Origin of the sequence: Cohnella thermotolerans DSM 17683 (genome assembly GCF_000429825.1) — a bacterium.
GTDB classification, from domain to species: Bacteria; Bacillota; Bacilli; order Paenibacillales; family Paenibacillaceae; genus Cohnella; species Cohnella thermotolerans.
This window is the reverse complement of record NZ_AUCP01000057.1, coordinates 1-23,423: the sequence shown is the minus strand read 5'-3', so window position 1 is coordinate 23,423 and position 23,423 is coordinate 1. Positions and strand designations below refer to the sequence as shown.

Here is a 23,423-nt window from a genome sequence, read left to right as displayed (position 1 = left end):
TCATGACCCGCATATTAGCGATTTCGGATATTCACGGCCATGCCGCAGGGATGCGTTCCCTGCTGCGCATGGCCGCTTACGACCCCGGCCGCGACCGGCTGTATTTGCTGGGGGACTTTATCGATGCCGACCCCGTCACCTGGTCGGCCCTGCGCGAAGTGCGGGAGCTGACGGAGGGCGGGGCGCGGGCGGTGCTCGGCAATATGGAGCGCTGGCTGCTGGAAGAAGCGGTCAAGAAGGGCCGGGCGGACGGCGGCCTGTCCGAGCGGGAGCTCGCCTGGCTGCGCGGGACGCCGCTCGTCTGGCGGGAAGAGGACTACTTGTTCGTCCATGCCGGCATCCGTCCGGGCTTGCCGCTGGAGCGGCAACGGCCGGACGATCTGACCGGCATCCGGCAGCCGTTCTGGGGCGACGGCGGCGAGCTGCCATTCACCGTCGTGTTCGGGCACACGCCGACGTTCAAGATGGGCGCGGAGCCCGGCGAGCTGTGGTTCGGTCGCGACCGTATCGGCATCGACACCGGCGCCAAGCACGGCAAGCGGCTGACGCTCGTCGACCTGAGCAACCGCGTCGCCTATTCCTGCTCGACGGCCGCGGCTGAGCGCTACGGCGATTACCGCCGGATGAGCTGGATACCGGTTAGAGCCGAATAAGCCTAACGCCGGCCGCCGGTGAGCGCGCTGTCGAACAAGCGGGCTTGCCGTCGGCCGGCTGATGGTTGTCCGAAGCTTGCATTGCGCCGCCCGATCGTTTATTATGGATATCGAATATCCATAATAAGAGCGACCGCGGAGAGGGAAGGATCGAGGAAGCATGCAGTATTCCAAAAGCACCGACTACGCCTTGCACGCCTTGCTTCATATGGCGCATACGCGGCGGCGCGACAACATCGGAATCAAGGAATTGGCCGCTTCGCTCGGCGTCTCGGAGAGCTACCTGTCCAAGATCATGTCCAAGCTGAGACAGGATGGGATCGTCCGCGCCGTGCCGGGCGCGAACGGCGGCTACGAGCTGGCGAAGCCGCCCGGGCGGATTACGTTCCTCGACGTCGTCCGCGTCATCGAAGGCCGGCAGCGGCTGTTCGAATGCTCGAACGCGAATTCCCGGCAGCATCGAATGCTGGCCGAGGAGTCGGGCTCCGAACCCGCCGGGGACCTTCCGGACAGCGACGAATGCCTGGTGAAGCAGGTGATGGACGGGGCCGAGCGGCACCTGCATCAATACTTGCAGGAGCATACGATCCAGTCGCTGCTGGACGCCGCGGCTTCCCGCGAGCGCTCCCGAACCGCGGGCAGGAAGTGACGAGCTTCTTGCGCTTTAATTATGGACATTAAAGATCCATGGAGGTTATGATTATGGACCATGAGCTTCTCGATGCGGCGATTATCGGCGGAGGACCGGCAGGCTTGAGCGCGGCGCTCGTGCTGGGGAGGGCGAGGAAGCGGGTGGCGGTGATCGACGAGGGCCGGCCCCGCAATGCCGTGACGCGCGAGACCCACGGATTTCTGACGCGCGACGGCGTCAGTCCGGGCGAATTCAGACGCTTGGCGAAGGAACAGCTCGAGGCTTACCCGTCCGTAACCTTCGTGGCGGATGCGGTCGTGTCGGTCGCGGGAGAGGACGGCCGTTTTCAAGTGGCGACCGCGCAGGGCGCGACCGTCGTCAGCCGCAAGCTGCTGTTCGCCGTCGGCATGAAGGACCGGCCGCTGGACATCCCGGGGCTGGCGGACGTCTACGGGAAGAGTGCCTTCGTCTGCCCGTATTGCGACGGCTGGGAGTTGCGGGACGAGTCGCTTGTCGTCATCAACAGGGGGCATGAGCTCATGCATTTCGCCCCCTTGATCTCCGGATGGACGAAGCGCTTCGCCGTCTGCGCGAACGGGCCGGACGAATTGACGGACGCGCAGCGCGAGGAGCTTCGCCGGCATGGGGTGCCCGTTCACGAATCGCCGATCCGGTCGATCGACTCCAGCGACGGAATCGTGCGGCAAGTCGTTCTCGAGGACGGAACAGCCATTCCGTGCCGGGGCATCTTCTTTAAGCCCGAGCTGACGACGGGATCGGATCTGCCCCGGGCGATCGGATGCGAAGTGACGGAAGCGGGGACGGTGGTCGTCGACGGCTTCGGGAAGACGACCGTGCCGGGCGTCTATAGCGCTGGGGACGCGGCCTCGCGGATGCACCAGGCCATCGCCGCCGCTTCGGCGGGCTCGATGGCCGCCGCGGCGATGAACAACGAGCTGAACCTGGAGGCGTGGAGCCGGAACGGGTGAACGAAGGGGGCTGCGAGGGGAGGCGTATCGAACGGAGCGCGGCATGACGGCAGACGCGTCGGATCGGCATTGTCCGGTCCGGTGCGTTTGTTTTGCGTAAATATAGGTGACACCAATCGTTTTATATAGGACAATATTTTCCTAATTATGGGCGGTTGATGTGGGTTTTTGATTCAATTTGATCGTAATGTGATTTTTATTGACTTAAATTGATTGAAAATCTATAATAGCCTTAACGAAGACGGTATTTCGGGTTCATGTACGTTATATTGCATAACATGACATTAACCCGGCCGATTTTGCGAAGCAGAGGAGGAGCTCCAATGACCACAGCGCCGACCGATGAGACATCGGAAGGGAAGAGAGTCAGACCTGCGCCGTTTCCGATTATCGATACGGACGTTCACGAACGGATGGTATCCATCGAGGATTTGCTTCCTTATATGAAGGAGCCTTTCCTCGGCTATATGAAGCATTGGACGGGCTGGGGCGAGCTGAAGTATACGCACCCGATCGGAGGCTCGAGGCTGGACTCGCTGCTCCCGAACGGCAACGTGCCGGGCTCGGACTACCAGGTGCTGAAGGAGCAGCTGCTGGACCGGTACGACATGGACTACGCCATTCTGACCGGACTGTTCTATCCGGCGACAATGGAGGCGCAGTTCGAGCTGGCCGGGGCGCTCGCGTCCGCGTATAACGAGTGGTACGTTCGGAATTGGCTGGAGAAGGACGACCGGTTCCTCGGCTCGATTCACGTCGCGCCGCAAATACCGGAGTTGGCGGTGCGCGAGATCGAGAAGTGGGGCGACCATCCGCAGATGGTGCAGGTGCTGCTGCCGATCGGCAGCGTGCCGCTGGGCGATCCGTTCTACCATTCGATCTACGAGGCGGCCCAGCGGAAGAATCTCGTCGTCGGGATGCACCAGGGCAACTCGGTGACGACGGGCTTCGGCCAGCCGCGCTATTACATCGAATGGCATACGATTCTGTCGCAAGCGTTCATGGGCACGGTCGTCAACCTGATTCTGAACGGCGTGTTCGACAAGTATCCGGGCACCCGCATCGCCATGCTGGAGGGCGGCTTCACTTGGCTGCCGTCGCTCATGTGGCGGATGGACCACAACTACAAGTCGCTTCGCGTCGAGGTGCCGTGGGTGAAGCGGCTGCCGAGCGAATACGTCAAGGAGCACTTTCGGTTCTCGACCCAGCCGATCGAGGATCCGAATCCGCAGTTTATGCTGCGGATGGTAGAGATGATGGAGAGCGACGAGCTGCTGATGTTCTCCACCGACTACCCGCACTGGGACTTCGATTCGCCGCTGCGCAGCCTGCCGACCACGTTCTCGCCGGAGCTGAAGCGCAAAATTTTCTACGACAACGCCAAGAACTTCTATCAATTGCCGGATTCTCCGAAGGCTGCGAGGTGAAGGTTCCGATGAGACAAATCGTGTGCAGCTCGGAGGCGCTCGTTCCCGGGCAGAAAATGGCTGTTCAGGTCGGCAAGCGCTCGGTGGTGCTCGTGCGAATGGGCAACGGCGACTACAGCGCGCTGATGGATACGTGCCCGCATCAAGGGGCGAAGCTGTCCGATGGGGAGCTGACGGGGACGACCCTGCCCTCCGGCGTCGGCGAATACGTATACGGCAAGGAAGCCGCGGTGCTGCGCTGCCCCTGGCACCGTTGGGAGTTCGACGTGACCAGCGGCCAGGCGCTGTTCGAAGATCGGCGCGCTTGCGTCAAGCATTTCGAAGTGACGATCGAGGACGGCAACGTCGTCATTCATTATTGATCCCGCCGGAGGTGCGCGAGGGGTGCTCGGGCAAATTTATTTGTGTTATAGTTAGAACAAAAATTGGAAAAAGGCAGTCGATATGTCGATGAATAGGGAGCAGGAGATCTTACATCATCTCGGTAAGAAATCGCCCTTGTCAGTCGAAGAACTGGTCAATCTTCTTCAGGTGTCGGAGGCGACGGTCCGCAGAGACCTGGTGGAACTGGAGAATCGGGGGCTGATCCTCAGGAGGCGGGGCGGCGCTTCGCTGCCCGGACTCGGCGTGGAGCCCATGTTCAACCAGCGGCTGAGCCAGAATGTGGATTTGAAGCAGCGGATCGTTCAGCATGCGGCGGAGCAGATCGCGGAAGGGGAAGTGATCGCGCTGGACGTCGGAACGACCAATGCGGCGCTGGCCAAGGAACTGCTGAAGAAGAAGGGGCTCACCATCTTCACCTATTCGCTTCAGATTGCCTCGATCTTGTCGCGAAGCCAACACAATATTTACGTGATCGGCGGCGGCTTCCGCAAGCTGGAGATGTCGATGGTCGGCTCGATCGCGATCCAGACGATCAAGCAGTTCAATTTCGATCGCTTCTATTTGGGATTGGCGGGCTTCTGCAAGGATCAGGGGCCGACGGATTTCGCCCTGGAAGAAGTGGAGATCAAGCGGGCGCTCATCGAACGCTCGAAGAAGGTCGTCGCTTTGGTGGACAGCTCGAAATACGGGGTCACCTCTCTGGTGAAGGTGTGCGACTACGCCGACATCGACGAGATCGTGACGAACGAGATGCCGGGCGTTCCGCTGGCGGAAGAGCTGGCGTTTCAAGGCAAGCTGACGATGGTTTGACGAAAGGCTGAGAGAAGATCTTTGCCCGCGGGATCGGGGCCTGTTCAAGGCTGCGGTCGCCGGCGGCGGAGGTCTTTTTTTTCGGCGACTGACGGATGGGGCGCGATAGATGCGACGCGTGCGCAGGTTAACCGGGTCGTCCGGATGATTTCGCGGCGCGCGCTGCCTCCGGTCCCGTTAGGCCGTCTCGCCCAGGCGAGATCGGCATGCTGGCTCAATTCCCCCTGTCCCGCACGAATAAGTCCCCTCACTGACCGCTAATTCGCGCGATCCCCGTGTCTCGCACCCATAGCGCTCTCGCGGACCGCCAATTCCCTCGACTTCCCTCCTTGTATCTGGTTTTGCGAGAAAATAGCGGACGAGCCCGGCATCATTCGCTGCGCACACCGGCCTCTACGCAGGTGGGCGGGTTTGGCTCTGCTCGTTCGTGTTATGAAATATAACCAACGGATGACGCAAACGTAAGGGCTTTCCTTGGCGTTTTGATAGAAAATGGAGGACAAAAATAGAACGAATGGAAAAAACTAATCGATTTTAAGGAGTTAATGAACAAATTATGATTGAAAATGATTTTTGAATGATTGATATTGACTGAAACTGAAACGTATCTTATAATCTATCTATGAAATGTGTTATATATAATTACATAACCGGTAACTAAATATAACTAGAACGGCTTTGGGAGAGGGATGCCATGAGGAAGAAGATGTTCGAAGCGCTCCGCCAGTCCGCATTTATGGGCCCGTCAATCGTGGTGTACGTAACGATGATCCTAATTCCGTTCCTGCTTGGGCTGTACTATTCGATGACCGATTGGAACGGCGTCTCGACGGTTTATCGATGGGTCGGGTTCGACAATTACCGAACAACGCTGCTCCACGATCCGGACTTCGCCGCCTCCTTCTGGTTCACGATCCGGCTGACCTTCGCCATAGCGGTGCTGATGAATCTGATCGGCTTCGGGCTGGCCTTCCTGCTGACGAAGAAGCTCCGCTTCCGCACCGCCTGGCGAGCCGTGTTCTTCATTCCGAACGTGCTCGGCGGCCTCGTGCTCGGATTTCTGTGGAACTTCATCTTCACCAAGGGCTTCGGGGCGATCGGGGCCGCGACGAACTGGCATCTGTTCAAGATCGCTTGGCTCGGCAACGAGCATACCGCCTTCTGGTCGCTCGTCATCGTCAGCGTCTGGCACGGACTCGGGTACGTGATGGTCATCTACATCGCCGGACTGGCCGGCGTGCCGCAGGAGATCCGGGAAGCGGCGCAGATCGACGGCGCCGGCGGCTGGAAGATGCTTACCAGGATCACGCTTCCGCTCATCATGGCATCGATCACCATCTGCCTCTTCTGGACGATCAGCTCCACGCTGCGAATCTTCGATTTGAACTTCTCCCTCACGTCCGGCGGACCGTATGGGTCCACCGAGTCCGTCGCGATGAATATTTACAAGGAAGCCTTCGGCAACAGCAACTTCGGTCTCGGCTCCGCGAAAGCCGTCATTTTCTTCTGCGTCGTCGTTGTCATTACATCCGTTCAAGTCATCCTGACGAAGCGCAGGGAGGTGGAGATCTAAATGGGACAGCAAGCGCGCAAACGCCTGATCGCGACCGAATGGCTGCTCGCCGCGGCCGCGCTCCTCTTCATGTATCCGCTCGTTCTGGCGATCCTGAATTCGGTCAAGACGATGAACGACATTCTGATGCACACGGGCTCGCTGCCCAGGCAATACATCTGGTCGAATTACAAGACGGCCTGGTCGGTGCTGAACTTCCCGCGGGTCTTCCTCAACTCGCTGCTGATCGACGTCTTCAGCATACTGGGCGTGACGCTGTTCGCCGCGATGGCCGCCTACCAGATCGTGCGCCGGCCCGGCCGGTTCAACAACGCGACGTTCGGGCTGTTCGTCGCTTCGATGGTCATACCGTTCCACGCGATCATGATCCCGCTCGTTCAGGTGCTCCGCGAGTTCGGCTTGATCAACAGCCTGTTCGGCATCATTTACGCCTACTGGGGGCTCAGCCTCGCCTTCGCCGTCTTCCTGTTCCACGGCTTCGTCAAGGCGCTGCCGTACGAGATCGAGGAAGCGGCCCTGATCGACGGCGCCAGCATCTACAGCGTCTTCTTCCGGATCGTCCTCCCGCTGCTGCGGCCGATTACGGCGACGGTGCTGATCCTGAACGCCCTCTGGATCTGGAACGACTTCCTGCTTCCGATGATTCTGCTGCAAGGTCCCGAGAAGCATACCATCCAGGTGGCGATTAACACGATGTTCGGCCAGTACATGAAGCGATGGGACGTCGCGCTTCCGGGCATCGTCATGGCGCTTGCCCCGGCCGTCGCCTTCTTCCTGCTGCTGCAGCGCCACATTATCGAAGGTATATCGAGCGGAGGAATCAAGGGATAAGCGGACGCGCCTATCTCTCCCGGCTCTTCGGCTCCTTATATAGATAGAAGAAAAATACGGAATAGGGATGAATTGGAGGAGAAACGAATGGGAAAATGGAAGTCCGCAGCACCTGTCATGGCTTTGGTAGTAGCGTTGGCGCTGTTCCTCGCCGCATGCGGCGGCAAGAACGATGCCGCCGGCGGCTCGTCCGCATCGTCAGCCGAATCGGCATCCGCATCCGGAGCCGCCTCTCCCTCTGCATCTGCGAAGAAAGCAACGCTTAACCTGTTCCTGAACCGCTCCGAGAGCGTGGACGCGCTGAACAAGCTCAAGCAAATTTACGAAGCGGCCAATCCGAACATCACGCTGAACATCGAAGTGACGCAGGGCAGCGACTTCGGCACGGCGCTGAAGGCCAAATTCGCCGCGGGCGCGGGTCCGGACATCTTCACGAACGCCGGCTTCACCGACCTGGATATATGGGCCGATCATCTGGAGGACCTGTCCGGCGCTCCTTGGCAAGGCGACGTGCTGGATCATTCGCTGGACGGCATAACGAAGGACGGCAAGGTGTACGGCTACCCGCTGTCGATGGAAGGCTACGGCTTCATGTATAACAAGGATTACTTTGCCAAAGCGGGCATTGCGAAGGTGCCGACGACGTTCAGCGAGCTGAAGGACGCCGTGGCGAAGCTGGAAGCGGCGGGCATCAAGGCGTTCGTGCCGGATTACAGCAACTTCTACGTGCCCGGCGTGTTCGAGACGAACAACGCGGTGGCGAAGCACCCCGATCCGGACAAGTTCCTGGCCGATCTGAAGTCCGGGGCCGCGAAGCTGACGGACGACCCGCTCTTCTCGGACATGCTGGATCTGTTCCAGCTGCAGTACGAGCACGCCAGCAAAAATCCGCTCTCGATCGACTACACGGGCATGATCACCGACTTCGCGGCGGGCGCGGGCGCCATCACGCTCGGCTGCTCCTGCTCGCAGCCGCTGCTCGACCAAGCGCAGCCGAACTTCGAAGTCGGCGTCTTCGGCACCCCGCTGAACGACGACGCCGCGCTGAACGACAAGGTGTTCGTGCAGGTGTCTTCCTACCTCGTCGTCAACAAGGACTCAAAGGTGAAGCCGGAAGCGGAGCAATTCATCAACTGGCTGGAATCTTCGCAAGAAGCTCGCGATTGGTATGTCAAGGACTTCCGCTATTTGCCGGTGCTGAAGGGGCTGGAGACGGACGACGCCAGCCTCGGATCGATCGGCGCCGGCATTAAGGATTATTTGGACGAAGGCAAGTACCTGTCTTATCAATACCCGAAATACCCGGAAGGCCTGACGACCGAATGGGGCAACACGATGATCAAGATGCTGGCCGGCAAGCTGGACAAGCAGGGAACGCTGCAAGAGATGCAAGCCGACTGGGACAAGTTGAACAAATAACGGCCGCGCCAAGCGTCGTCGGCGAGGCGGCCCCCGCGCCGCCTCCGCCCGGCGATCGGCCCGCAGGGCGCGGAAGCGAAGGAGGATACGACGATGCTGTCGCGTGAGGACAACGAACTGATTACGAGGGTGGGCGAAGGAACGCCGCTGGGCGACCTGTTCCGCCGGTATTGGCTGCCCGCGTTGCTGTCCGAAGAGCTGAAGCCGGGCGGCGCCCCGGTGCCGGTCAAGCTGCTGGGCGAGCGGCTGGTCGCTTATCGCAACAAGGAAGGCAAGATCGGGCTGCTGGGCGAATTCTGCCCGCATCGCGGCACTTCCTTGACGCTCGGGCGCAACGACGATTGCGGCTTGACCTGCATTTACCACGGCTGGGCGTTCGATACGGACGGCTCCTGCACGAACATGCCTTCGGAGCCGGATTTCAGCCGCTTCAAGGAGCGCATCAAGAACAAGAGCTATCCGGTTCACGAGGCGGGCGGCATCGCCTGGACCTATATGGGCGATCCGGCGCTGCAGCCGCCGCCGCCGAACTTCATCTGGACGTCGCTGCCGGAGACGCACCGAATGGTCGCCAAGGTGTACCAGGAGTGCAACTTCATGCAAATCTGGGAGAACGAGATCGACTATATGCACGCCGCGTTCGCCCATCTCGCCTTGAAGGAGCAGGATATGAAGGAAGGGGCGCTCAGCACGGCTCTCGGCATCAACCCGTCGCATCCGCTCGTCACGTCCCGGAACCCGCTGCTCAGCGTGCAGCCGACGACGTACGGGTTCCGCAACATGTTCGTCGGCCAGGCGGACACGTCGGAGGATGCCGACCAGTTCATTCTCGACGCGCCGATCGTGATGCCGTCGTTCGCCTTCACCCCGCGGATGCCGGAGGAAGACCATCTATTCCATGCCTACGTGCCGATCGACGACACGACGACCTGGTCGTACGACGTGCACTTCACGCTCGACCGGCCGCTCAACCACGAGACGCAGCGCGAGCGCCGCGGCCTGTGGGTGGACGAGAATTACAGGAAAATTTACAACCGCGAGAACAACTACAAGCAGGACCGCTCGCTGATGGACAGCGGCAACTTCTCCGGCATCCTCGGCATCAGCAACCAGGACCATGCGGTGACGGAGAGCATGGGGCCGATCGTCGACCGCTCGAAGGAGCATCTCGGCACGAGCGACGTCGGCGTCATCGCGCTGCGGCGCATGGTGCTGCAGTCCATCAAGATGCTGCAGAGGGGCGAGCTTCCGCCGGCGCTCGATCCGAGCATCCCGATGGACAAGATTTACAGCGAGGGCGTTATCGCGCCGAGAGGCATTCCGTGGAAGGAGGCTTGTCCGCTGAATCCGGCGTTCTCGCCGGTCAAGACCGATAAGCCCGTCACCAACTGAAGGCAAGGGAGAGGATCCTCATGACCTGGACGCAGCCGACTGGGGCGAAGCTGCCGTCCGCGGCGGCGCATGCCGGCACCGAGATGGGAGCGGTCCATCTGAAGGTAAGCGATCTGGAGCGGTCGGTGCGGTACTATACCGAGACGATCGGCTTGTCCGTGCTGAACCGCTACGGCGGCGCGGCAAGGATGACGGCGGACGGCGCCTACCCGCTCGTCGTTCTGGAGCAGGTGCCGAACGCGCTCGTTCTGCCTCCGGGAAGGAACAGCGGCCTCTACCATTTCGCGCTGCTCGTCCCGAACCGAAGAGATTTGGGCAATGTCCTGAAGCATCTGATCCGCTCGCAGGTTCGGGTCGGCTCCGCGGATCACGACGTCAGCGAGGCGCTGTACTTGACCGACCCCGACGGCATCGGCATCGAAATTTACCGGGACCGTGACCGGACGGAATGGAAGCGGATGAAGAGCGGCGAGATCTACATGTCGGCCGATCCGCTGGACGGCGCCGGCCTGCTGCGGGAAGCGGAGGACGGCGAATGGAGCGGACTGCCCGTCGGCACGAGGGTCGGGCACGTGCACCTGCACGTGGGCGATCTGCGGCTGGCCGAAGCGTTCTACTGCGGTCTGCTCGGCTTCGGCACGACGCTTCATTACGGCTCGTCCGCCTTGTTCGCCGGCGCCGGCGGGTATCATCACCATATCGGCCTGAACCTCTGGGCGGGCGCGAACGCGCCGCCGACGCCGGAGCGGGCGACCGGACTCCGGTATTTCACCATCGTGAATCCGGACCCCGGACATATCGAACGCATTCTCGAGAAGCTGGCAGTCTGGTCAATCGAAGCGGAGACCCGCGGCGACGGCTGGTACTTCCGGGATCCGTTCGGCATCGGCGTCCGGCTGACCACCTGCGGCATTCTGTAACGACGGAAAATAAAGCTTTGATTCATAGATATCCGGAACCATCCCGATCCTGACGAGAGGTGAGCATGATGTCCAAGCTTCATCGGTTAGACCCGTCCGCCGAGACGGTCGTCTGGGGGTTCATCGGCGGAGCGCAGCGCCCCGTGCTCGAGGTGGAGCCGGGCGATTCCGTGCTGCTGCGCTCCGTCTCGGGCACGCCGGACGACGCGGTGCCGCGCGAATGGATTCCGGACGCGCTGCGGGAGATTTACGCGACGGTGACGGACCACGGCCCGGGCGTTCACATCCTGACCGGTCCGGTCGCCGTCAAGGGAGCGGCCGTCGGTGACACGCTGGCGGTCGGGATCGAGCGGATTCGCGTCGACGCCCCCTACGGATTCAACTACATGGGGCCGATGTCGGGGCTGTTCTACAACGAGATGGAGGACGCCGAAGTCGCGATCGTGACGTACGACGAGGAGCGCCGGTACGGCCGCCTCGGCCGCGCGTCGATTCCGCTGCGGCCGTTCTTCGGCATCATGGGCGTGAACCCGCCGGAGGATTGGGGCCGGATCACGAGCGTCACGCCGGGCCGGTACGGCGGGAACATGGACAACAAGGAGCTGACAGAGGGCGCGACGCTGTATTTGCCGGTCATGCGCGAAGGGGCGCTATTCTACGCGGGCGACGGGCACGGCGCGCAGGGCGACGGCGAGATCGACGTGACCGCCATCGAGACGTCGCTGGAAGGGCAGTTCAAGCTGGACCTGATCCGGGGGACCGGGCAGACGTGGCCCTATGCGCGCAAAGGTTCGACGCTCGTCAGCATGGGCTTCGACGAGGATTGGGCTTGCGCGCTTCAGGCGAGCGCGAACCAGATGATCGGGCTGCTGGAGGCACAGTACGGCCTTAGCCGCCGCGAGGCTTACCGGCTGTGCAGCATCTGCTGCGACTTCCGCGTCACCCAGGCGGTGAACGGTATCAAGGGCGTTCACGGGCTGCTCGACACGTCCGTCATCACGGCATAAGAGGTCATACGAACGAATGAGGTGAGGCAGATGTCCTCTTACGCGCTTGGCATCGATATCGGCACGACCGCCGTGAAGGCGATTCTGCTCTCGGAGGACCGCATCGTCTACCAGACGAGCGCCGCGCACGACCTGCTGTCCCCGCGGCACGGCTGGGCGGAGGAGGACGCGGGCCGATGGTGGAGCAACGCGGTGCGGGTCGTCCGCGAGACGCTCGCCGCCGTGCCCGACGCGAAGGACGGCATCCGCGCGATCGGGGTGAGCGGGATGGTGCCCGCCATCGTGCTCCTGGACGATCGGGGCGAGCCGCTGCGCAACAGCATTCAGCAGAACGACGCGCGGGCGACCGAGCAGATCGAGCGGCTGAAGCGGGAGCTCGATCAGGAGAAGCTGTTCGCGGCGACCGGCGGGTTCACGAACCAGCAGCACGTCCTGCCGCGGCTGCTCTGGCTTCGCGAGCACGAGCCGGAGCTGTGGCCGCGGATCGCGACCGTGCTCGGCTCCTACGACTATATCAATTACAAGCTGACCGGCGTTCGCGCGCTGGAGATCAATTGGGCGGTGGAGAGCGGCCTGTTCGACATCCGCCGCCGCGAGTGGCTCGGCGAGCAGCTCGCGATGCTGGGCCTGCCGCAGGCCGTCTTCCCCGCGGTCAAGGAATCGGCCGAAGTCATCGGCGGCGTCTCCGCGGAGGCCGCGGCGATGACCGGGCTGAAGGCGGGCACGCCGGTCATCGCGGGAAGCGCGGATCATATCGCTTCGACGCTGGCGGCGGGCATCCTCGACCAGGGGGAGCTGCTGATCAAGTTCGGCGGCGCGGGCGACATCCTCTACTGCCTGAACGAGATCCGTCCGGCGCCGGAACTGTTCTTCGACTACCATGTCTACCCCGGCAAATATTTGCTGAACGGCTGCATGGCGTCGAGCGGCTCGCTCGTCAAATGGTATTCGAACGAGCTGCTGCAGGACGAGTCCCCCGACCTGTTCGCCCGGCTGGACCGCGCCGCCGAACGGGTTCCGCCCGGCTCGGACGGGCTGATCGTTCTGCCGTACTTCCTGGGCGAGAAGACGCCGATCTTCGATCCCGAAGCGAGAGGCGTCCTGTTCGGCATGAGCCTCGCCCATAAGCGCGAGCACCTGTTCCGGGCCATTCTCGAATCGGTCATCTACGGCTTCCGCCACCATATCGAAGTCATTCACGGCCTGGGCTACGAGCCCAAGCGGATTCTGGCCACGAACGGCGGCGCGAAGAGCAAGTTCTGGTGCCAGATCGCGGCGGACGTGCTGAACGCCGACATTCGCTCCTATCCGTCCCATCCGGGCTCCGCGCTCGGCGTCGCCTTCCTGGCGGGCAAGTCGGCGGGCGTCTACGAGCGGTGGGAACAAATCCGACATTTTCTAACCGACTACAGGGATTTCAGGCCGGACCCGGAGCGGGCGGCCGTTTACGACAAGGCATACGCCATTTACCGATCGCTGTATACGCAGCTGAAACCACTGTTCGCTTCCGTCGGGCAGCTTTACGACGGGAAGGCGACGCACCGGGAGGAGCTAACGAGATGAGCAACCTGCAAGGGAAAGTAGCGGTCGTCACCGGCGCGGCCAGCGGCATCGGCAAGAGCATCGCCGTCCGCCTGGCGCAAGCCGGGGCGGCGGTCGTCGTCTGCGACCTGAACGGCGAAGCGGCCCGGGCGGCCGCCGAATCGCTGCCCGCCGTCGCGGCCGGCAAGCACGGCTTCGTCGCCGTGGACGTGACCGACAAGGAGCAGGTGCAGGCGGCGGTGCGAGCGATCGTCGCCGAGCACGGGGCCATCGACATTCTGTGCAACAACGCGGGCGTATCGACGATGAACCGCATCGAGGATTTGACCGAGCAGGAATGGGACTTCAACTTCGGCGTCAATACGAAGGGCGTCTTCCTCTTCACCCAGGCGGTATTCCCGCATATGAAGGCGCGCGGCCGAGGCAGGATGATCAACACGGCGTCCATGGCGGGCAAGCGCGCCACGCCGCTGCTCGCGCACTACGCGGCGTCGAAGTGGGCGGTCGTCGGCTTCACGAAGAGCGCGGCGGTCGAGTTCGCACCCTTCGGCGTCACCGTCAACTGCGTCTGCCCCGGCTTCGTGAAGACGAGCATGCAGGAGCGGGAGCTGGTGTGGGAAGCGGAGCTTCGCGGGATGACGCCGCAGGAAGTGAAGGACGAGTACGTCAGGCTGACGCCGCTCGGCCGCATTCAGGAGCCCGAGGACGTGGCGAAGGCGGTCTGCTTCCTGGCGTCGGACGAGGCGGACTTCATCACCGGGGAAGCGCTGGACGTCACGGGCGGCGCGCATCTGCTGTAGAGGAGGATGGACATGGGCATCGAGTTCGACGCGCTCCGCTACCCGCACGCTTCCAGAAGAACGGCCGTCTACGGCAGAAAAGGCATGGTGGCGACCTCCCAGCAGCTGGCGGCGCAGGCGGGGCTCGACATCCTCAAGAAGGGCGGCAACGCCGTCGACGCGGCGGTCGCGACCGCCGCGTGCCTGACCGTCGTCGAGCCGACCTCCAACGGCATCGGCGGCGACGCCTTCGCGCTGGTCTGGATGAAGGGCGAGCTGCACGGCCTGAACGCCAGCGGTCCTGCGCCGGAAGCGATCTCCATCGGCAAGCTGAAGGAGCAGGGCTTCGCCGAGATGCCGAAGTACGGCTGGCATCCGGTGAACGTGCCGGGGACGCCGTCCGCATGGGCGGAGCTGTCCGAGCGGTTCGGGCGGCTGCCGTTCCGCGACCTGCTGGAGCCGGCGATCCGCTATGCGCGCGAAGGCTTCGCGGTGTCGCCGACGCTCAGCTATTTCTGGCGTCTGAATTACGAGCGTCATGTGCGGGAATTCCCGAAGCATCTGCTCGAGCAATGGAGCGAGCTGTTCCTGCCGGACGGGGCGCCGCCTGCGCCCGGCGACATCTGGTCGTCGCCGCGGCACGCGGACACGTTGGCCGAGATCGCACAGACGCGGGCCGAATCGTTCTACCGGGGAGCGCTGGCGGACCGCATCGACCGCTTCTCCAGGGAGACCGGCGGATTCCTGCGCAGGTCGGATCTGGAGCGGTACGCGCCCGAGTGGGTGAAGCCGATCAGCGCCCGTTACAAGGGCTATGACGTCTGGGAGCTTCCCCCGAACGGCCAAGGCATCGTGACGCTGATGGCGCTGAACATTTTCAAAGGACTGGACACGGATGGGGACGATCCGGCGCGCTTCGCGCACCGGCAGATCGAAGCGATCAAGCTGGCGTTCGAGGACGGGCTGGAGGAGATCGCCGATCCCGCGAAGCTTCGCGAAGGCGCCGTCGACTGGCTGCTCTCCGAGGAGTATGCGGACCGGCAGCGGCGGCGAATCGCCGAAGAGGCGTTCCAGCCCCGCACGCCGCCGATCCCGACCGGCGGGACGGTCTATCTGTGCACGGCCGACGGGGACGGCAACATGGTCTCTTATATTCAGAGCAATTACATGGAATTCGGCTCGGGCCTCGTCGTGCCGGGCACCGGCATCGCGCTGCACAACCGCGGCCACTCGTTCTCGCTGAATCCGGCGCACCGCAACGCGCTTGAGCCCGGCAAACGAACGTATCACACGATCATTCCGGGATTTCTGTCGAAGGGCGGCGAAGCGATCGGGCCGTTCGGCGTCATGGGCGCGTTCATGCAGCCGCAAGGGCATTTCCAGGTCGTCGTGAACTCGCTGGACGGGCGGATGAACCCGCAGGCCGCGCTGGACGCGCCGCGCTGGCGGTGGGACGAAGGCAAGCGCGTGCTGGTCGAGCCTTCGTTCCCGGAGGAGCTGGCCGAGGCGCTGAGGCGGCGCGGCCACGAGGTGGCGGTCGGCGACAATCCCGGTCTGTTCGGCCGGGGGCAGATCATCTGGCGGAACCCGGAGACGGGCGTGCTGACCGGGGGGACGGATCCCCGCACGGACGGCGCGGTCGCCGCTTGGTAGGCGCGGCAAGGGGCCGCGAGGTCCAACTGCGTAACCGATTCCATAAACAAGGAGCGTGCGTATGATGAGCTGGTTAAAGGATGTTATCGGAACCGAGAAGGCGATCATCGCGATGTGCCACTTCAACGCTTTGCCCGGAGATCCGCACTACGATCCGGCGAAGGGGATGGAGGACGTCATCGAATGGGCGAGAAAAGACTTGATGGCGCTGCAGGACGGAGGCGTGGACGCCGTCATGTTCTCCAACGAATTCAGCCTGCCGTATCTGACGGACGTCCGCACGGAGACGGTGGCCGCGATGGCCCGCATCATCGGCGAGCTGATGCCGGATATCCGCATTCCGTTCGGCGTCGACGTGCTGTGGGACGCGAAGAAGTCGCTCGATCTGGCCGCGGCGACAGGGGCGAGGTTCGTCCGCGAGATCTTCACCGGCGTCTATGCCAGCGACTTCGGCATGTGGAACACGAACGTCGGCGACACGGTCCGCCATCAGCGCCACATCGGCGCGACGGACGTCAAGCTGCTGTTCAACATCGTGCCGGAGGCGGCGCAGTATATGGCGAGCCGCGAGATCGAGAGCATCGCGCGCTCGACCGTGTTCAACAACCGTCCCGACGCGCTGTGCGTGTCCGGCTTGACGGCGGGGGCCGAGACGGATTCGGCGCTGCTGAAGCGGGTGAAGGACACGGTGCCGGACACCGTCGTGCTGGCGAATACGGGCATGAGGCTCGACAACGTGGACCGGCAGCTGGCGATCGCCGACGGCGCGGTCGTCGGCACGACGTTCAAGTATGACGGGAAGTTCGAGAACCACGTCGACGTGAACCGCGTGAAGGCGTTCATGGACAAGGTGAAGGCGTTCCGCGGGGTGCTGGTCCAATGACGGAGCGGCTTCAAGCGCTGCCGGACGGCTCGGCGCTGCCGGCGGACGCCGGCTTGCGGTGGATGAACGAGCCGCGCGATTGGAGCGTGCGGGACGGACGCCTGCGGATGACGGCCCCGGCCCGGGGCGACTTCTTCAACGACCCCGGCGCCGATACCGTCGTCGCCACCGCCCCGTTCCTGTATGCCGCCGTCCGAGGGGACTTCGTCGCCGTCGCGCGGCTCGGCGTCGAGATGGCGGCCCCATGCGATTCCGGCTGCCTGATGATCATGGCCGACACCTCGAACTGGGCGAAAATCTGCTTCGAATACATGAACCGGGTGCCGACCATCGTCACCGTCGTTACCCGGTCGCGATCGGACGACTGCAACGGCAAGGCGGCGGCGTCGGACGCTCCGTACCTGAGGGCGGCGCGCTCCGGGAACGGCTTCGCATTCCACTATTCCGACGACGGTGCGAACTGGGAGCTGGTGCGGTACTTCCGCCTGGACGTCCCGGACGAAGTGAAGGTGGGGCTCGTGGCGCAGGCACCGTTCGCGGACGGCTGCACGGCGACGTTCCACTCGTTCGAGATACGGGAGAACGGCGCGGGGGATGTCAGGATCGTATCGCCGCAGAGCGGCGGAGGAGGCGCAGAACAATGAATGAATTCGTGCATATGAACCCGACGAAGCTGATCTTCGGCCAAGGGACGTTGAGCCGGCTGGCCGAGGAATTGAAGCCGTTCGGCCGGAAGGTGCTGGTCGCTTACGGCGGCGGCAGCATCAAGCGCAACGGCGTCTACGACGGCGTGATGGCGCAATTGAAGGAGGCCGGGGCCGAGGTGTTCGAGCTCGGCGGCGTCGAGCCGAATCCGCGCTTGTCCACGGTTCACAAGGGCGTCGACCTTTGCAAGAAGGAAGGCATCGACTTCCTGCTCGCCGTCGGCGGAGGCAGCGTCATCGACTGCGTCAAGGCGATCGCGGTCGGCGCCAAGTACGACGGCGACGTCTGGGACATTATTTGCAAGAAGCTGTATGCGCCGGGCGCGCTCCCGTACGGAGCGGTGCTGACGCTGGCGGCGACCGGCTCGGAGATGAACGCGGCATCCGTCATCACGAACTGGGAGACGAAGGAGAAGAACGGCTGGTACGCGCATTTCAACCATCCGCAGTTCTCCATCCTCGATCCGGAGTTCACCTACTCGGTGCCGCGCGACCAGACAGTGAACGGCATTGTGGACATCATGTCGCATATTTTCGAGCAATATTTCCACCATACGCCGAATGCGCCCGTGCAGGACGGCTTCTGCGAATCGCTGCTGCGCACCGTGATCGAGACCGCGCCGAAGCTGTTGGACGATCTAAGCGACTACGAGTCGCGCGAGACGATGATGTACGCGGGCACGATGGCGCTGAACGGGACGCTGGCGATGGGCACGCCGGGCGACTGGGCCACGCACAACATCGAGCACGCGGTCAGCGCGGTCTACGATATCGCGCACGGCGCGGGGCTGGCCATCCTGTTCCCTTGCTGGATGGAGCATGTGCTGGACGACGGCCTGGCGCGGTTCAAGCGGATGGCCGTCCACGTGTTCGGGATCGACCCGGCGGGCAAGACGGACCGCGAGACGGCGCTCGAAGGCGTCCGCGCGCTGCGCGCCTTCTGGACGTCGATCGGGGCGCCGAGCCGGCTGGCGGACTTCGGCATCGGCGAGGAGAGGCTGGAGGAGATGGCGGACAAGGCGATGGCGAGAGGGCCGTTCGGCGTCGTCAAGCAGCTGGGACGGGAGGATGTGCTGGCCATCTATCGGCTGGCGCTCTGACTTGGCGGCGCTGCGGGTGAACGGGAGGCGGATCGACGCGGACGTCGTCGTCTTCGACAAGGACGGACTGCTGTTCGATTCCCAATATTTCTGGAAGCGCCTGGCGGAGGTCCGGCTGCGCGAGCTGTCGCGGCATGTCGGGCCGTCGGGCCTCCGCGAATGGCTGGAGCTGTTCGGCGTTCGGGAAGAGGACGGGCGCATCGCCGGCGCCGATCCGAACGGCATCTTCGCGCTGGCGTCGCCGCAGGAGGAGATCGTCGTCACCGCCTCGCTGCTGAAGAAGCACGGCGGCGGCGACTGGGGAGCGTGCAGAGACGCGGCGGCGGCCGTGTTCGAGCGGGCGGACCGCGAATTCCGCGTGCGGGACGCGCTGCAGCCGAAGCCGGGCTTCCCCGGCGTGTTCGGCAGGCTGCGCGAAGCGGGCATCCGCTTCGGAATCGCAACCTCCGACGACCGGGACCGCACGGTCGCCTCGATCGGCCTTTTCGCGGCGGCGGACGACCTGGCGTTCATCGTGACGCCGGCGGACGTTCGCCGCGGCAAGCCGCATCCGGACATGCTGGAGCTGATCGCGGATCGGACGGGCGCCGCGCCGGGACGGATCGTCATGATCGGCGACTCGTTCGTCGACGTGCAGATGGCCCGGCTCGCGGGCTGCATCGGCATCGGCATTCCCGACGATCCCGCGATGCGGGAGAAGATGCGGCCCTTCGCGGACGAGATCGTCGGCTCGCTGGAAGAGATCGAGGCAATAGGGGAACGACTTTGACGCGCTAGAGGGAGACAACGATGAGAGATTCGGATCTGATCGTCATCGGCGGAGGACCGGCCGGTCTGTTCGCCTGCTTCTACGGCGGGATGCGCAACGCTTCCGTCACTTTGATCGAAAGTTTGCCGCAGCTGGGAGGACAGCTCGCGGCGCTGTATCCGGAGAAGTACATTTATGACGTGGCGGGATTCCCGAAGGTGACCGCGCAGGAGCTCGTGAACGGGCTCGCGGAGCAGATGTCGCATTTTCCGATCGACGTCCGGTTGGACGAGCAGGTGTTGTCGGTGAAGAAGCTCGAGGAACGGAAGTTCGAGGTGACGACGGACAAGGAGACGCTGTACGCGAAGGCGGTCATTATCGCGGGCGGCATCGGCGTCTTCAGCCCGAAGCGCCTCGGGCTGGAAGGCTCCGAGAAGTACGAGCGGACGAACCTGCACTACACCGTCACCGACCTGGAGAGGTTCCGGGGGAAGCGCGTGCTGATCAGCGGGGGCGGCGACTCCGCCGTCGACTGGGCGCTGATGCTGGAGCCGATCGCCGGCCAGGTGACGCTCGTTCACCGGCGGGACAAGTTCCGGGCCCACGAGCACAGCATTACGCGGCTGGAGGCATCCGCCGTCCGCGTGAAGACGCCTTGGGAGATCGGCGCGCTCGAAGGCGAGGAGCGGATCGAGCGGGTGACGCTCGTTCACGCCTCGACCGGCGCGCGGGAGCTGCTGGAGACGGACGACGTCATCGTCAGCTTCGGGTTCGTGTCCCAGCCCGGTCCGATCATGGAGTGGGGGCTGGCCATGGACGGCGGCTCGATCCTCGTGGATTCCCGCATGGAGACGAACGTCCCGGGCATCTTCGCCGCCGGGGACATCACCGCTTACGACGGCAAGCTGAAGCTGATCGTCGTCGGCTTCGGCGAAGCGGCCACCGCGGTCAACAACGCGAAGACGTATATCGACCCGGGCGCGAAGCTGTCGCCGGGTCACAGCAGCAACATGAAGCGGTAACGGCTCGCGCGGGAGACGGGCGGCGCGGGGGATGCGGACATCCCCGCGCCGCCTTTTTGGCGTTTCCGGCGTTTCATGAGAAACGTGAATATTCTCTCATATCTGGCAACCTTTTAACGAGAGTGCGGTATGATGTTCGTAAGAAAGGGGGAGAGATTCAAGTCGAGGAGCGCATCCATTTCAACCAGATTTAAGGAGGTACTGCATATGAAACGAGGATTCTCTTATTTGCTAGCTCTGTTGCTCGGCGTTGTACTGCTGATGGCTGCCGGATGTTCCAACAATAACGAGAACGCGCCTGCAGACGGGATGAGCACGGATAACATACAACAGGACGACGGCTCCGCATCCGAGGCTCCGGCCGGAGACGCGGGCGCCTCGGCGGGCGCTTCGATCGATCCGGGCGCGTCGGCGGACAGCGGCGCCGCGGGAAGCGACGCAGGCGACGCCGCGGTCGGCGGGGCCGCGGATGCAGGCAGCGATACGGGAAGCGGCGCCGCGGACGCGGGCACTCTCGAGAGCCCGGCGGCTTCGCCCGAAGCGAGCCCGCAAAGCCCGTAAGGGCGCGCGCCGAACGCGTCTTTATGGCCAGCGGTCCCGATGGACCGCGATCGCCCGAATGTCTTTTCTCCGTAATCGCGTTGGAGAAAGCCCATCATTCTGAGCCCCTATCCGGGGCAATCAAAGGAGGACATTCATCATGCTTAAAGCGGCGGATGTCAACTTGGATGCGACAGAAATGGTGCTCACGCTGGAGAAGGAGAAGTCGCCCAGGACGATCGAGTACATGAAGATCGACCGGTTGGAGAAGGTAACGGAACCGGTACGCAAGCTGTTCCGCACCGTCGAGGTGCAAGCGATCAGAATCTCGGTCCTGGGGATGGAAGAACCGATCGTCATTACCAGCGACAAGCTCGGGGATTTCCAACATGTCGAGAATTACTTGATTCACACGGTTGCCGAGAAGTACGATATCGCCGTAAGGCAATAGCTTGGCGAGCTCCGCGGAAGCGGGCGGCTCGTTCGAAGCCTTGAAGGGAAGTCCCCAAGCGCAGCGGCCGCTTGGGGACTTTGCGTGTACGCCCAGCATGGGCGTCATCTCTAGGGTGAAAGTCCCGAACGGGGGCTGGCGAACGCCTACCGTTAGCCAAGAGCAAGGGTGTCCACCGTGAGGTGGAATCTGAAGGAAGCTGGAGGCAAATGCACGAGCCAAGGGACACAAACTCCATCTGAGGCAGAGATAGTCGGATGAGTCACCACGACATGACGAAATCCAAAGTCGCCAAAGGCTATCTGTGTAAATGGAGTGGTTGCGGGCAGAAAGATGACGTTCTTATCTGGGGAGGCCTGTGGAATACGCGAAATCATTTCGTAACCGCGGCTGAGAAGCCGCGCTGAATCTACAGGAGTCAGCAGAGGCCATAGTACGGGAGTACGGGACGCCGGAAACCGGAAGGGCTGAACCGAAAGGAGAGAGGAAACCGATGCGTTCGCATGAAGAGCAAAGACAGCAGAATATCCCGCAAGGGAGCTTGCGGCAAAGAGAAGCGGTGAAGCCGTCAGGGTATGCCGGAGTGCCGAGTTCTTCGTCGGCACAAGTCGCCCCTTCCTCTCGCGAAGCGAATAACGACTTGTTAGAACGAATGCTCAAAGGAGATAACCTTAGGCTCGCCTACAAGCGAGTGGTGCAGAACGGAGGAGCGCCCGGTGTGGACAGTGTAACGGTAGCGAATCTACAAGCTTACCTGAAAACACACTGGGAGACGGTGAGGACCGAACTTCTCGCGGGAACCTACAGACCCATGCCCGTCAAACGGGTGGAAATCCCCAAACCCGGAGGCGGCGTAAGGCTGCTCGGCATCCCGACCGTGATGGACCGCTTTCTTCAACAAGCCCTTCTGCAAGTGATGAACCCGATCTTCGATGCTGGTTTCTCGAGGCATAGCTATGGCTTCCGCCCCGGGAAGCGAGCACATGACGCGGTAAAACAAGCACAGCATTACATTCAAGAAGGCTTTCGCTGGGTCGTAGATATGGATTTAGCGAAGTTCTTTGACCGAGTGAACCACGACATGCTCATGGCAAGGGTAGCCCGAAAAGTGACGGACAAGCGTGTCCTAAAGCTTATTCGAGCCTATCTAAACGCAGGGGTCATGGCGAATGGCGTGTTCGAGAGAACGGGAGAGGGTACGCCGCAGGGCGGACCACTAAGCCCGCTTTTAGCGAACATTCTGCTAGACGACTTGGACAAAGAGCTAACGGAACGAGGGTTGCGATTTGTCCGCTACGCGGACGACTGCAATATCTTCGTTGCCAGTAAACGTGCGGGTGAACGCGTCATGGATTCGGTAACACGCTTTGTAGAAGGAAAGCTGAAACTGAAAGTGAATCGAGAGAAAAGCGCGGTCGATCGCCCTTGGAACCGTAAGTTCCTCGGATTCAGTTTCCTGAGGGACAAGAAAGCCACGATTCGTTTAGCTCCACAAACCATCTCGCGATTCAAGGAGAGAATACGAGAGCTGACGAACCGAACGCGATCAATGTCTATGGAAAACCGGATTATGCAACTAAACCGCTACATGATCGGCTGGATCGGCTATTTCCGACTAGCTTCGGCGAAAGGTCACTGCGAGAAATTCGACCAGTGGATTCGCCGCAGACTGCGCATGTGCCTGTGGAAGCAATGGAAACGGGTACGGACCCGAATCCGAGAGCTCCGAGCACTTGGGGTCCCAGAATGGGCAGGCCGCGTGATGGCTTATTCCAGGCGAGGAGCATGGGAAATGTCTCGAAACACAAACAATGCCCTCCCGACCTCCTATTGGGAAGCGAAAGGGCTGAAAAGTTTGCTTACTCGTTATATGGAGCTTTGTTACCCTTTTGGAACCGCCGTATGCGGACCCGCATGTACGGTGGTGTGAGAGGACGGAGGCTAGGCGCCTCCTCCTACTCGATT

General features: G+C 62.5%; 23 protein-coding genes. All 23 read left to right on the top strand.

The window, feature by feature from the left end:
- The first annotated feature begins 2 nt into the window (after nucleotides 1-2).
- The 23 genes from G485_RS26215 to ltrA all read left to right on the top strand — a co-directional run bounded on the left by G485_RS26215 (nucleotide 3) and on the right by ltrA (nucleotide 23,388).
- Nucleotides 3-653, top strand: a complete 651-nt coding sequence (locus G485_RS26215) for a metallophosphoesterase (RefSeq protein WP_051318222.1) — start codon at nucleotides 3-5, stop codon at nucleotides 651-653.
- Between the two features lie 160 nt (nucleotides 654-813).
- Nucleotides 814-1,302 (top strand): RrF2 family transcriptional regulator, encoded by a 489-nt coding sequence (locus G485_RS0112185; RefSeq protein WP_027092795.1) that lies wholly within the window; start codon nucleotides 814-816, stop codon nucleotides 1,300-1,302.
- 53 nt (nucleotides 1,303-1,355) lie between these two features.
- Entirely contained in the window at nucleotides 1,356-2,273 is a 918-nt protein-coding gene (locus tag G485_RS0112180) for an NAD(P)/FAD-dependent oxidoreductase (protein WP_027092794.1), read from the top strand.
- Between the two features lie 323 nt (nucleotides 2,274-2,596).
- A complete protein-coding gene (locus tag G485_RS0112175; RefSeq protein WP_051318221.1) occupies nucleotides 2,597-3,700 on the top strand; it encodes an amidohydrolase family protein in 1,104 nt (367 codons plus the stop codon).
- An 8-nt stretch (nucleotides 3,701-3,708) separates the two neighbouring features.
- Complete coding sequence (locus tag G485_RS0112170) at nucleotides 3,709-4,062, top strand: Rieske (2Fe-2S) protein (RefSeq protein ID WP_027092792.1); 354 nt, start codon at nucleotides 3,709-3,711, stop codon at nucleotides 4,060-4,062.
- 82 nt (nucleotides 4,063-4,144) lie between these two features.
- Entirely contained in the window at nucleotides 4,145-4,894 is a 750-nt protein-coding gene (locus G485_RS26210; RefSeq protein WP_084423275.1) for a DeoR family transcriptional regulator, read from the top strand.
- 694 nt (nucleotides 4,895-5,588) lie between these two features.
- Nucleotides 5,589-6,467 (top strand): carbohydrate ABC transporter permease, encoded by an 879-nt coding sequence (locus G485_RS0112160; RefSeq protein WP_027092791.1) that lies wholly within the window; start codon nucleotides 5,589-5,591, stop codon nucleotides 6,465-6,467.
- Nucleotides 6,468-7,298: a carbohydrate ABC transporter permease gene (locus tag G485_RS0112155; RefSeq protein ID WP_027092790.1), complete on the top strand. Its 831-nt coding sequence runs from the start codon at nucleotides 6,468-6,470 to the stop codon at nucleotides 7,296-7,298.
- An 87-nt stretch (nucleotides 7,299-7,385) separates the two neighbouring features.
- A complete protein-coding gene (locus G485_RS0112150) occupies nucleotides 7,386-8,717 on the top strand; it encodes an ABC transporter substrate-binding protein (protein WP_027092789.1) in 1,332 nt (443 codons plus the stop codon).
- 93 nt (nucleotides 8,718-8,810) lie between these two features.
- Nucleotides 8,811-10,109: a Rieske 2Fe-2S domain-containing protein gene (locus G485_RS0112145; RefSeq protein ID WP_027092788.1), complete on the top strand. Its 1,299-nt coding sequence runs from the start codon at nucleotides 8,811-8,813 to the stop codon at nucleotides 10,107-10,109.
- A 20-nt stretch (nucleotides 10,110-10,129) separates the two neighbouring features.
- Complete coding sequence (locus tag G485_RS0112140; protein WP_051318219.1) at nucleotides 10,130-11,029, top strand: VOC family protein; 900 nt, start codon at nucleotides 10,130-10,132, stop codon at nucleotides 11,027-11,029.
- Between the two features lie 68 nt (nucleotides 11,030-11,097).
- Nucleotides 11,098-12,036, top strand: a complete 939-nt coding sequence (locus G485_RS0112135) for an acetamidase/formamidase family protein (RefSeq protein WP_027092786.1) — start codon at nucleotides 11,098-11,100, stop codon at nucleotides 12,034-12,036.
- A gap of 30 nt (nucleotides 12,037-12,066) precedes the next feature.
- Nucleotides 12,067-13,599, top strand: coding sequence for an FGGY-family carbohydrate kinase (locus G485_RS0112130; RefSeq protein WP_027092785.1), 1,533 nt, complete (start codon nucleotides 12,067-12,069; stop codon nucleotides 13,597-13,599).
- Entirely contained in the window at nucleotides 13,596-14,378 is a 783-nt protein-coding gene (locus G485_RS0112125; protein WP_027092784.1) for an SDR family NAD(P)-dependent oxidoreductase, read from the top strand. Before G485_RS0112130 ends, G485_RS0112125 begins: the two co-directional genes overlap by 4 nt.
- Before the next feature lie 12 nt (nucleotides 14,379-14,390).
- A complete protein-coding gene (locus tag G485_RS0112120; RefSeq protein ID WP_035155924.1) occupies nucleotides 14,391-16,010 on the top strand; it encodes a gamma-glutamyltransferase family protein in 1,620 nt (539 codons plus the stop codon).
- Between the two features lie 61 nt (nucleotides 16,011-16,071).
- Nucleotides 16,072-16,893: a BtpA family protein gene (locus tag G485_RS0112115; protein ID WP_276203357.1), complete on the top strand. Its 822-nt coding sequence runs from the start codon at nucleotides 16,072-16,074 to the stop codon at nucleotides 16,891-16,893.
- The gene (locus tag G485_RS0112110) at nucleotides 16,890-17,537 is read left to right on the top strand and encodes a DUF1349 domain-containing protein (RefSeq protein ID WP_051318218.1); all 648 of its coding nucleotides are present in this window, start codon (nucleotides 16,890-16,892) and stop codon (nucleotides 17,535-17,537) included. Before G485_RS0112115 ends, G485_RS0112110 begins: the two co-directional genes overlap by 4 nt.
- Nucleotides 17,534-18,697 carry an iron-containing alcohol dehydrogenase gene (locus G485_RS0112105; protein ID WP_027092780.1) on the top strand — a complete coding sequence of 388 codons (1,164 nt, stop codon included), beginning with the start codon at nucleotides 17,534-17,536 and terminating at the stop codon, nucleotides 18,695-18,697. The genes G485_RS0112110 and G485_RS0112105 overlap by 4 nt, the downstream gene beginning before the upstream one ends.
- A complete protein-coding gene (locus tag G485_RS0112100) occupies nucleotides 18,666-19,466 on the top strand; it encodes an HAD family hydrolase (protein WP_084423273.1) in 801 nt (266 codons plus the stop codon). The genes G485_RS0112105 and G485_RS0112100 overlap by 32 nt, the downstream gene beginning before the upstream one ends.
- A 20-nt stretch (nucleotides 19,467-19,486) precedes the next feature.
- Nucleotides 19,487-20,467 (top strand): NAD(P)/FAD-dependent oxidoreductase, encoded by a 981-nt coding sequence (locus G485_RS0112095; protein ID WP_027092778.1) that lies wholly within the window; start codon nucleotides 19,487-19,489, stop codon nucleotides 20,465-20,467.
- A gap of 207 nt (nucleotides 20,468-20,674) precedes the next feature.
- Nucleotides 20,675-21,028 (top strand): hypothetical protein, encoded by a 354-nt coding sequence (locus tag G485_RS0112090; RefSeq protein ID WP_027092777.1) that lies wholly within the window; start codon nucleotides 20,675-20,677, stop codon nucleotides 21,026-21,028.
- A 139-nt stretch (nucleotides 21,029-21,167) separates the two neighbouring features.
- Entirely contained in the window at nucleotides 21,168-21,458 is a 291-nt protein-coding gene (locus tag G485_RS0112085) for a hypothetical protein (RefSeq protein WP_027092776.1), read from the top strand.
- 493 nt (nucleotides 21,459-21,951) lie between these two features.
- Nucleotides 21,952-23,388: a group II intron reverse transcriptase/maturase gene (ltrA, locus tag G485_RS0112080; RefSeq protein ID WP_027091291.1), complete on the top strand. Its 1,437-nt coding sequence runs from the start codon at nucleotides 21,952-21,954 to the stop codon at nucleotides 23,386-23,388.
- Nucleotides 23,389-23,423: the final 35 nt, after the last annotated feature.

Excerpts from the sequence above, each read along its gene's own strand:
- G485_RS26215 (WP_051318222.1), top strand. The coding sequence starts at position 3 with ATGACCCGCATATTAGCGATTTCGGATATTCACGGCCATGCCGCAGGG.
- G485_RS0112185 (WP_027092795.1), top strand. The coding sequence starts at position 814 with ATGCAGTATTCCAAAAGCACCGACTACGCCTTGCACGCCTTGCTTCAT.
- G485_RS0112180 (WP_027092794.1), top strand. The coding sequence starts at position 1,356 with ATGGACCATGAGCTTCTCGATGCGGCGATTATCGGCGGAGGACCGGCA.
- G485_RS0112175 (WP_051318221.1), top strand. The coding sequence starts at position 2,597 with ATGACCACAGCGCCGACCGATGAGACATCGGAAGGGAAGAGAGTCAGA.
- G485_RS0112170 (WP_027092792.1), top strand. The coding sequence starts at position 3,709 with ATGAGACAAATCGTGTGCAGCTCGGAGGCGCTCGTTCCCGGGCAGAAA.
- G485_RS26210 (WP_084423275.1), top strand. The coding sequence starts at position 4,145 with ATGTCGATGAATAGGGAGCAGGAGATCTTACATCATCTCGGTAAGAAA.
- G485_RS0112160 (WP_027092791.1), top strand. The coding sequence starts at position 5,589 with ATGAGGAAGAAGATGTTCGAAGCGCTCCGCCAGTCCGCATTTATGGGC.
- G485_RS0112155 (WP_027092790.1), top strand. The coding sequence starts at position 6,468 with ATGGGACAGCAAGCGCGCAAACGCCTGATCGCGACCGAATGGCTGCTC.
- G485_RS0112150 (WP_027092789.1), top strand. The coding sequence starts at position 7,386 with ATGGGAAAATGGAAGTCCGCAGCACCTGTCATGGCTTTGGTAGTAGCG.
- G485_RS0112145 (WP_027092788.1), top strand. The coding sequence starts at position 8,811 with ATGCTGTCGCGTGAGGACAACGAACTGATTACGAGGGTGGGCGAAGGA.
- G485_RS0112140 (WP_051318219.1), top strand. The coding sequence starts at position 10,130 with ATGACCTGGACGCAGCCGACTGGGGCGAAGCTGCCGTCCGCGGCGGCG.
- G485_RS0112135 (WP_027092786.1), top strand. The coding sequence starts at position 11,098 with ATGTCCAAGCTTCATCGGTTAGACCCGTCCGCCGAGACGGTCGTCTGG.
- G485_RS0112130 (WP_027092785.1), top strand. The coding sequence starts at position 12,067 with ATGTCCTCTTACGCGCTTGGCATCGATATCGGCACGACCGCCGTGAAG.
- G485_RS0112125 (WP_027092784.1), top strand. The coding sequence starts at position 13,596 with ATGAGCAACCTGCAAGGGAAAGTAGCGGTCGTCACCGGCGCGGCCAGC.
- G485_RS0112120 (WP_035155924.1), top strand. The coding sequence starts at position 14,391 with ATGGGCATCGAGTTCGACGCGCTCCGCTACCCGCACGCTTCCAGAAGA.
- G485_RS0112115 (WP_276203357.1), top strand. The coding sequence starts at position 16,072 with ATGATGAGCTGGTTAAAGGATGTTATCGGAACCGAGAAGGCGATCATC.
- G485_RS0112110 (WP_051318218.1), top strand. The coding sequence starts at position 16,890 with ATGACGGAGCGGCTTCAAGCGCTGCCGGACGGCTCGGCGCTGCCGGCG.
- G485_RS0112105 (WP_027092780.1), top strand. The coding sequence starts at position 17,534 with ATGAATGAATTCGTGCATATGAACCCGACGAAGCTGATCTTCGGCCAA.
- G485_RS0112100 (WP_084423273.1), top strand. The coding sequence starts at position 18,666 with ATGTGCTGGCCATCTATCGGCTGGCGCTCTGACTTGGCGGCGCTGCGG.
- G485_RS0112095 (WP_027092778.1), top strand. The coding sequence starts at position 19,487 with ATGAGAGATTCGGATCTGATCGTCATCGGCGGAGGACCGGCCGGTCTG.
- G485_RS0112090 (WP_027092777.1), top strand. The coding sequence starts at position 20,675 with ATGAAACGAGGATTCTCTTATTTGCTAGCTCTGTTGCTCGGCGTTGTA.
- G485_RS0112085 (WP_027092776.1), top strand. The coding sequence starts at position 21,168 with ATGCTTAAAGCGGCGGATGTCAACTTGGATGCGACAGAAATGGTGCTC.
- ltrA (WP_027091291.1), top strand. The coding sequence starts at position 21,952 with ATGCGTTCGCATGAAGAGCAAAGACAGCAGAATATCCCGCAAGGGAGC.